Source organism: Micrococcus sp. HG099 (genome assembly GCF_024723355.1).
Classification (GTDB): Bacteria; Actinomycetota; Actinomycetes; order Actinomycetales; family Micrococcaceae; genus Micrococcus; species Micrococcus endophyticus.
The window spans coordinates 1-9082 of sequence record NZ_JANQCJ010000096.1; the positions used below are offsets into that span (position 1 = coordinate 1).

Here is a 9082-nt window from a genome sequence, read left to right on the forward strand (position 1 = left end):
GGGGCGGCGAACGCGGGCGAGCTGGTCAGGGCGCCGCCGGCGAGGACGGCGCCGGCCAGGAGGGCGCCGACGCGACGGCGGGTGCTGTGCTGCACGGAGGACTTCACTGTTGATCTCCTCGGAGGTCTGGGCCACCGGCTTCGGGACATCCGAGGGACTCGGGTCCGGGTGACTGACCTCACAGTAGGGTCGCGGCCCGGCGGCCACGAGGCCCGCGGTCGAAGTCTGCCGGATGGTCCACGCATCTCTGGCGGATCCGCCAGAGGCGGCTGGCCGATGGTGCCGCCGGGCACACAGCCGGCCCCCAGTTCCTGTGCGCCGCGTCTGCAAAGGCCTCCGCCCGGCCGGTGCAGCCACAGCCCGGGGACGCGGCCCGCTCCCGTCGAGGGACGCCCCGGGACGACGACGGCGCCGCACCCTCCTCGCGGAGGCGTGCGGCGCCGTCGGGCACGCGGGGCGTGCGCGGAGCCCCCTGCCGGATTCGAACCGGCGACCTGCTGTTTACAAGGCAGCTGCTCTGGCCAGCTGAGCTAAGGAGGCGGGCGGGCCGGCGGGCGAGGCCCCCTCCGGGGCTCGGGCCGACCGTCCCCAGGGTACAAGCCCTGCAGACGCGGCGGGGCGCCTCCGTGGTGGAGGCGCCCCGCGCGTGTCGAACCGCGGTCAGCCGGAGATCTTGGACTGCGCCCACTCCTGGAACGACTGGTCCGGGCCGCCGATGGCCCAGTTCTCGCCGTCCATGAACACGGTGGGGGTGCCGCCCACACCGGCCGCCTGGGCCTGGCGGGTGGTGTGCTCCACGGCGGAGCGGAAGGTGCCGTCTTCCACGCAGGAGGCGATGTCCGCGCCGTTGTCTCGGGCCAGCTGGGTCAGCGCGGCGTTGTCGATGCCCTTGCCGCCGTGCTCGTGGTAGGTCCCGAACAGGGCGGTGACGAAGCCGCTGTAGGCCTCGGGCTTCTGGTCCGCCACGCAGTAGGCGGCGTTGGCGGCGCGCGCCGAGTAGTTCTGGTTGTTGGGCGCGCTGAGGAAGTCGACCATGCGGTACTCGACCGTGACCTCGCCGGCCTCGAGCCACTGCTCGATCTGGGCGGCGTTGGAGGTCTCGAAGTCGGCGCAGTGCACGCAGTTGAAGTCGGCGTACAGCACGATCTCGGAGGGCTCGCCCTCGGCCGGGGCCTCGGCGGCCGGGATGGTCTCCGGCTGCTGGGCGGCGCCCTGCTCCGGCACCTCGACCGTCGAGACGTCCACCTCACGGGCGCCGGCGCCCTCGGCCAGCGCGGTGGCGGAGGTCAGCTCGATGCCGCCCTGCTTGTTGGCGGCGGCGGGGATGGGGCCGGCCGCGGCGGGCTCGTCGCCGCCGCGGTTCAGGGCGAAGGCCACGATCAGGCCGATCACCAGGATCGCGGCGAGCACGGAGCCCCAGATCACGGCGGTGCGGCGGCGGCCGTCCTTCTTGCGCTGCTGCTCCTGGATCTGGCGGGCACGCGCACGGGCGTCCGTCGCCGAGGTGTGCGAGCCTGACGTGTTCCGGGCCAAGGGTCCTCCTCGTGGGGCGGGCGGTCCGGGGCCGAGGGAGCGGACCCGGAGGTGAGGGCGGCAGGCGCGCCGCGCGAGGCGAGCATAGCGGCCCTGTCTGAAAGAATCGTGACCGTGGACACCGTCGAGACCCCCTCCCCCGACGACCGGCTGACCGTCACGGGCGCCCCCTCCGGGGACGCCTCCGAGGACCCGGCGACGGCGCTGCTCGCCCTGCCGTGGTCCACCGCCCTCGAGGACTGGCCCGAGGACGTGCTGGCCGCGCTGCCGCGCGGCATCTCCCGCCACGTGGTGCGCTTCGCCCGTGTGGGCGGCGGCGTCGTGGCCGTGAAGGAGACCACCGAGGACCTGGCGTTCCGGGAGTACCGGCTGCTGCGCCGCCTCGAGGGCGGCCCGGCGCCGTCGGTGGTGCCGGTGGCCGTGGTCACCGGGCGCACGGACGGCCGCGGCGAGCCGCTGCCGGCCGCCCTCGTGACCCGTCACCTGCACTTCTCCCTGCCGTACCGGGCCGTGTTCTCCGAGCGGCTCGAGCGCCGCACCCTGGTCCGGCTCATGGACGCCCTGGCCACCCTGCTCGTGGAGCTGCACCTCGAGGGGTTCTTCTGGGGCGACGTCTCCCTGTCCAACGTGCTGTTCCGGCGCGACGCCGGCGGCTTCGCCGCGCATCTCGTGGATGCGGAGACGGGCGAGCTGCGCGAGCGCCTCTCCGCCGGCCAGCGCGAGCACGACCTGGACGTGGCCGCCGTGAACGTGGGCGGGGAGCTGCTGGACCTGCAGGCCAGCGGCCTGCTGGACCCGGACGTGGACCCGGCCGCCACGCCCGAGCTGTTCGTGGACGCCTACCGCCGCCTGTGGGACGAGCTCACCGGGCCGCTGCTGTTCCCCCGCGCCGAGCCGTGGCGGCTGGACCGCCGCGTGCGCCGCCTGCAGGAGCTCGGCTTCGAGCTCGCGGAGTACTCCCTGCGCGCCGCCGACGCCCCGGGGATGATGCTCGCGGCGCCCGTGGAGGTCCACGCCGGCTACCACCGCCGCCGCCTCACCCGGCTCACCGGCCTGCAGGTCCAGGAGAACCAGGCCCGGCGCCTGCTCGTGGACATCGAGGCCGCCCGCCGCTCCTGGGACCCCTTCCTGGACTTGGAGGGCGCCGCCCACCGGTGGGTGGTGGAGGTCTTCGACCCCGTGGTGCGCTCCGTCCCCCTCGAGCTGCGCGCCAAGCTCGAGCCCGCCGAGGTGATGCACCAGCTCCTCGAGCACCGCTGGTACCTCTCCGAGGCCCGCGGGCAGGCGGTCCCCCTGGAGGAGGCCGTGGACTCCTACGTGGACACCGTGCTGCGCGCCCGCCGGGACGAGGACGCCGTGGCCCTGCACCCCACCACCACGATGCTGCGCACGGTCCCGCCCGCGGACGAGGCCTGAGCCCCGGCCACCGGACAGGCGGCGGGACGCGCCGCGGGCCGGAGACCGGACGGGGCCCGGCTCAGCGGCGCAGCAGCAGGAAGCCGGGCGCCGGGACCGCCGCCGGGGCCTGCCCGGGGGCGAGCGGGCCGTCGTCGCCGTGGCCGGCGAGCAGCTCGGCGCCGGCCAGGTCCGCGGGCACGGGCAGCGGCTCCTCGCCCAGTGCCGCGAGCAGCACGACGTCGGCCTCCTCGCCGGCGCGCGTGAGGCGCACGTGGCGGCGCGGGGCGTCCACCTCGGCGCGCACCCGGTCGCGGCGGGGGTCGGTGAGCTGGGGCAGGGTGCGCCGCAGCCCGATCAGCGTGCGGTAGGCCGCCAGGACGCGGGCGCCGCGCCCGTCCCCCTCGGTCTCGGACCAGTCCAGCACGGCGGAGTCCCGCGTGGCCGGGTCCTGCGGGTCCGGCACCTGCGCCGGGTCCCAGCCGTGGGCGGCGAACTCGCGCCGGCGGCCCTGGCGGACGGCCTCCCCGAGCTCCTCCTCGCGGAAGGAGGTGAAGAATGGCCACGGCGTGGCGGCGGCGAACTCCTCCCCCATGAACAGCATCGGCACGTGCGGGCCTGCCAGGAGCAGGGCCGCCTCGGCGGCGAGCGAGCCCTCCGAGAGCACCGCGGACGTGCGGTCGCCCGCGGCCCGGTTGCCCACCTGGTCGTGGTTCTGGATGCTCGCCACCCACGCGTGGTTGGGCACGTGGTCCGGCACGGGCCGGCCGTGGTCGCGGCCGCGGAAGGTCGAGCGGGTGCCGTCGTGGAAGTACGTGCGCTCCATGACCTTCGCGACCGCCTCGAGCGGAGCGAAGTCCGCGTAGTAGCCGTGCGTCTCCCCGGTGGCGGCCACGTGCAGGGCGTGGTGGACGTCGTCGTTCCAGGCGGCGGCCAGGCCGAGCCCGCCGGCCTCGCGCGGCAGCACGAGGCGTGGGTCGTTGAGGTCGGACTCCGCCATGAGCGGCACCGGCCGGCCGGTGCGGGCGGCCACCTCGTCCGCGAGCGCGGCCATCTCCTCGAGCAGGTGCACGGCGCGGCCGTCGCGCAGCGCGTGGACGGCGTCCAGGCGCAGGCCGTCCACGCGCATGTCCTCGAGCCAGAAGCGCACGTTGTCCAGCACGAGGCGGCGCACCTCGTCCGAGTGGGCGGCGTCCAGGTTCAGGCCGTCGCCCCAGCCGGTGCCGCCGGGGCCCAGGTAGGGCCCGAACACGGGCAGGTAGTTGCCGGAGGGGCCGAGGTGGTTGTGGACCACGTCCTGCACCACGCCCAGGCCGGCGGCGTGCGCGGCGGCCACGAAGCGGCGGTAGGCGGCGGGCCCGCCGTAGGACTCGTCGACGGCGGACCAGGCCACGCCGTCGTAGCCCCAGTTCCGGGGCCCGGAGAAGGAGTTCACGGGCAGCAGCTCCACGTGGGTGATCCCGAGGTCCGCCAGGTGCGGCAGGCGCTCGATCGCGGAGTCCAGGGTGCCCTCGGCGGTGAAGGTGCCCACGTGCATCTCGTACAGCACGGCCCCGCGCAGCCCGCCGCCCTGGGGCTCGGCGGGGTCCGCCTGCCCGGTGCGGTCATCGTCCGGCCATGCGAAGGCCTGCCTGGCGACGTCGCGGCGCGAGGGCCCGTGGACGGTGTCCGGCTGGCGGCGGGAGCGGGGGTCCGGAACGGGGTCGGACCCGTCCACCCGGTAGCCGTAGCCGGGGTCGGCGTCGTCGGCCGCGGTGTCGAGGCCGAGCGCGGCGAGCGGATCCTCGACCGGCGTCCACCAGCCGCCGGCGGCGGGGTCCATGGCCACGACGGCGGCGGCGGGCCACCGGTCCTCGGCGTCGTGGAGGGCGCCCGGCTCGGCGGTGACGAGGACGAGCTCCACGGTCTCGGCGTCGGGCGCCCACACGGCGTAGGGGGTGGCGCGGGCCGCGTCGACGGCGGCCCGCTCGGCCGCCGCGGGGTCCACGCGGTCCTCGCCGAGGGGGCGCAGGCCGGCGGTGTCGGAGTCGGGTCGGGTGCGGGTCACGGGGTGGCCTCCTCGGCGCGGGCGGGGACGAGCAGGGCGACGGGCAGGGTGCTCAGCAGCTCGTCGAGGCGGACGGCGCCGCGGGCGTCGGGGTGCACGGGGCGGCCGGTGACGGCGTCCTCCCAGCGTCCCGGCGGCAGGGTCACCACGGTCTCGCCCCAGCCGCCGGCCGCGGCGAGGTGCACGGGCCAGCGGGTGGCCACGGCGAGGGCACCGCCGCGGTCGAAGGCCACCGCGTGCTCGGCGGCCGGGCCGGAGACGTCGAGCCGGCGATGCCGGGTGAACAGCTCGGGCCGGTCCCGCCGGGCGCGCAGCACGGCGGCGACGACGGCGAGCTTGGCGGCGTCGGCGTCGTCCAGGCCGGGCACATGGCCGGCGTCGAGGCGGTCCAGCAGGTCGGCGCGGGCGTGGAAGTCCACGGGGCGGCGGTTGTCCGGGTCCACGAGGGAGGGCACGGGCAGCTCGGTGCCCTGGTAGACGTCCGGCACGCCGGGGGCGGCGAGCTGGACGAGCTTGTGGCCGAGCTGGACCACGAGGCCGGGCTCGGCGATGCGGTCCGCGACCGCCTGCACGGCGCCGCGCGCGGGGCTGTCCGGTGCGGTGACGGCGCGGGCGAGATCCTCGAGGCGGCCCTCGAACTCCGGGTCCTGGTCCGTCCAGGTGGTGGACAGGGCCGCCTCCCGGGATGCCTTCTGCAGGAAGCCCAGGATCCGCTCGGTCGAGGGGGCGGTGCCGTCCGTGGGCCACACGCCCACGATCGACTCCCACAGCAGGCGCTCGGCGCCCTCGTCCCCGAGCGGGTGCAGGGCGCGCAGCCCCGCCAGCTCCCCCGCCCAGCGCTCGGGCTCCTCGGCGAGGACCGCGATCCGGGCGCGGACGTCCTCACCGCGCTTGGTGTCGTGCGTGCTCAGGGCGGTCATGGCGGTGGGCCATGCGGCCTGGCGGACCTGCTGCGCCGCGTGGAACGCGTCGAGGGACAGCTGCACGTGCGCGGGGTCCCCGCCGACCTCGTTGAGGTTGGCCCAGCGGGTCCAGCGATAGAACGAGCGGTCCTCCACGCCCTTGGCCATCACCATGCCGGAGGTCTGCTGGAAGCGGCGGGCCACCGGGGAGTCGGGGTCCGCGAGCTCGGGGCCGAGGTCCGCCAGCACGGGCGCGAGGGCCGGCTCGGCCTCGCCCGCGTCCGCGAGCGCGCGCTCGAGCACGGCAAGGCCGACGGGCAGGTACGTGCGGTACACGGGCAGCCGGGAGAGGACGGCGGCGAACGCGGCGGCCACGTCCGCGTCCGCGTGGGCGCCGAGCGCGTGCACGCCGCGGACCTCGCGGACCAGGCGGGCGGTCTCGGCGGCGAGAGAGCCGGTGGCCACGTCCCGCTTGGCCTCGGCCACCACCTCGTCCCAGTCGCGACGACGGCGCTCGTCCTCGTCCGGGCCGCCGGCCGCGACGGGGTGCATGAAGACGCGCTCGACCTCGCCCAGGGCGTCGTAGCCGGTGGTGCCGTCCACGTCCCAGTCGGCGGGCAGCTCCTCGCCGGGCTCGAGGATCTTCTCCACCACGAGGTACCCCTCGGGCAGCACGTGCGAGCGCAGGCGCCGCACATAGCCGGCAGGGTCGGCCAGGCCGTCCGGGTGGTCCACGCGCAGCCCCTGGACGAGGCCCTCGCGGACCCAGCGGGCGGGCTCGGCGTGGACGGCGTCGAAGACCTCCGGGTCCTCCACCCGCACCCCGGCGAGGGTGGTGACGGTGAAGAAGCGGCGGTAGTTCAGCTCGGCGTCCCCGCGGCGCCAGCCGATGAGCCGGTAGTGCTGGCGGGCGTGCACCGCGCGGGCCAGGCGCGCGCGCTCGGGGGTCGGCTCGTCCGCGGGATCGGCCCCGGCGAAGACGTCCGCGGCGCGCAGCCCGGTCTCCTCCTCGGCGGCCGCGAGGGAGCCGGGCGCCAGCGGGTAGCGCGTGTCCCAGTGGCGCAGCCGCCCGCCGTCGTCGCCGGTCTCCACCACGAGCCGGTCCAGCTCGGCCTCGGCCTCGCCGTCGGGGCCGTCGCCGAGGACGGGCAGGAGCACCCGGCCCTCCCCGGCGGTCCAGTCCACGTCGAACCAGGGGGCGTGCGCCGCCTCGGAGCCGTGCGTGAGCAGGTCCCACCAGGCGGGGTTCGCCTCGGGGGTCGCCACGCCCACGTGGTTGGGCACGATGTCCACGAGCACGCCGAGGCCGGCCTCCCGCGCCGCGCGGGCGACGGCTTCGAGACCCTCGGCGCCCCCGCGGGCCGCGTCCAGCCGGGTGGGGTCCACCACGTCGTACCCGTGGTCCGACCCAGGCTCGGCCTCGAGGATCGGGGAGAGGTAGAGCCAGCCCACGCCGAGACGCCGCAGGTAGGGCACGAGCCCGGCCACGGACTCCAGGGGCAGGTCCGGCCCGACCTGGAGCCGGTAGGTCGAGGAGGGGACGGGGCGCTCGGTCGAAGTGCTCACTCGGCGACGCTAGCAGAGGCCCCGGACGCCGCATCAGGGCCGACGGACGGCCCCGCCGCGGGGCCGGCGCGCGCGAGCCCGGCCCTCGGGGCCCGCCCCGTCAGGCCCCGCCGATGACGTCGATGAAGATGTCGTCCCCGATGAAGGGCTCGCCCGAGGGGTCGACCAGGACCATCTCGTCCTTCAGCACGGTCCCGTCGGGCTGCGTGAGGTCGATGATGAACCCCGTGCCGGACTGGCGGATCCGCTCGACGTCGGTGTAGCCGTACTTGGCGGTGAGGTTCTGGCGCAGCGCGTCCAGCCCGGCCAGGTGGGTCCAGACGCCCACGCCCGCCAGCACGACGGCGGCCACGAGGCCCACGACGCCCACCCGGCGCTGGAGCCGGGTGTTGTCCAGGACGTCCACCTCCGTGTTGCGCCCGTGGGCGGCGGCGTGGCGCCGATGCCGGCGCTCCCGCCAGACCCCGGCGGCCAGCAGCGCCGCGCCGATCACGAGGGCCAGCAGGGCGGCCCAGTAGGCGATCCAGGGGGTGGTGAGGTCGACGCGCTCGAAGGCCATGCCCCAGTGTGGCACAGCCCACACCGAGGTCGGCACGGCAGCGGGGTCGTCACCGGGGCCGGGTCGTCACGGCAGCGGGGCACCCCGCGCGGCGGTCCACAGCCGGTGCCACTGGGCGGAGTCCATGGCCTCCGCCGCGGCCGCGGCGTCCGCGCAGGCCGCGATCCGCCCGGGGTCCTGGGACCCGATGACGGGCCGCACGCCCCAGGGCAGGCGCAGCAGCCACGCCAGCACCACGGCCTCGCGGCTGGTGTCCAGCTCCCGGGCGACCTCGCCCACGACGCCGGCCGCGCCGTCGTCGCCGGAGGAGAAGCGGCCCTGGCCCAGGGACCCCCAGGCCTGCAGCTCGATCCCCTCCGCCGCGCACACGCGGCCGAGGTCCGCGACGTCCGCGTCCGCGGCGGCGCTCGGATGGTTGGCCAGGATCACCGACTCCACGAGGGTGCGGTGGTGCAGGCCGAGCTCGACCTGCACGCACGCCAGGCCGGTGCCGTCGGCGGACTGGGCGGCCAGCTCGCGCTGGAACTCGAGCGTCCGGCCCACGCCGAGGTTGGAGACGCCGAGCTTGCCCACCAGCCCCTCCTCTCGCGCGTCGAGGAAGGCGCGCACGGTGTCCGCCACCGGCGTGAGCACGTCCGGACGGTGGATCACCAGGGTGTCCACGCGCAGCTCCCCGAGGCGGGCGAGCGAGCCCTCGAGGCGGGCGCGCACGTACTCGGGCGAGGAGTCGTAGCGCACCATCGGCCGCCCGTCGGCGTCCACCTCGTCCAGCACGATCCCGCACTTGGTCTGCACCTTCAGCGCGGAGCGCTCCTCATAGGGCAGCTCGTGCAGCAGCGCCCCCACGGTCTCCTCGGACACGCCGGCCCCGTAGATGTCCGCCGTGTCCAGCAGGTCGACCCCGGCGTCGATGCCGGCGCGCAGGGCACCGCGGGCCCGCTCGCGGGCGGCCTCCGCGTGCTCCGGCCCGGCGGGCGCGAGCAGGGCCGGCCCCTCCCCCGGGGCCGGGGCGGGGGCCGCACCCCAGGCCATGGTGCCGAGGACGATCGGGCCGGCGGAGGCCGGCGCGGGGTCGAGGGG

The 9082-nt window shown here is 76.5% G+C and carries 6 protein-coding genes and 1 tRNA gene; 1 reads left to right on the forward strand and 6 read right to left on the reverse strand.

The annotated features are described in order from the left end of the window. Window positions 1-466 precede the first annotated feature (466 nt). A tRNA-Thr gene (locus NWP10_RS08780) sits at window positions 467-540 on the reverse strand. A gap of 120 nt (window positions 541-660) precedes the next feature. After that, window positions 661-1533, reverse strand: coding sequence for a DsbA family protein (locus tag NWP10_RS08785; RefSeq protein WP_258300615.1), 873 nt, complete (start codon window positions 1531-1533; stop codon window positions 661-663). Between the two features lie 114 nt (window positions 1534-1647). On the opposite strand from NWP10_RS08785, the gene NWP10_RS08790 reads away from it, so the two are divergent. After that, a complete protein-coding gene (locus tag NWP10_RS08790; protein ID WP_258300616.1) occupies window positions 1648-2949 on the forward strand; it encodes a DUF4032 domain-containing protein in 1302 nt (433 codons plus the stop codon). A 61-nt stretch (window positions 2950-3010) separates the two neighbouring features. Here NWP10_RS08790 and treZ read toward each other — a convergent pair whose 3' ends face one another. The 4 genes from treZ to NWP10_RS08810 form a co-directional block, all read right to left on the reverse strand. Beyond that, window positions 3011-4975 (reverse strand): malto-oligosyltrehalose trehalohydrolase, encoded by a 1965-nt coding sequence (gene treZ / locus NWP10_RS08795; protein WP_258300619.1) that lies wholly within the window; start codon window positions 4973-4975, stop codon window positions 3011-3013. Continuing rightward, the gene (gene treY / locus NWP10_RS08800) at window positions 4972-7443 is read right to left on the reverse strand and encodes a malto-oligosyltrehalose synthase (RefSeq protein ID WP_258300620.1); all 2472 of its coding nucleotides are present in this window, start codon (window positions 7441-7443) and stop codon (window positions 4972-4974) included. Before treY ends, treZ begins: the two co-directional genes overlap by 4 nt. 100 nt (window positions 7444-7543) lie before the next feature. Then, on the reverse strand, window positions 7544-8002 hold the full coding sequence (locus NWP10_RS08805) for a hypothetical protein (protein ID WP_017488965.1): 459 nt from the start codon (window positions 8000-8002) through the stop codon (window positions 7544-7546). Between the two features lie 66 nt (window positions 8003-8068). After that, window positions 8069-9082: aldo/keto reductase (locus NWP10_RS08810; protein WP_258300622.1), on the reverse strand; the 1014-nt coding region annotated here is incomplete at its 5' end.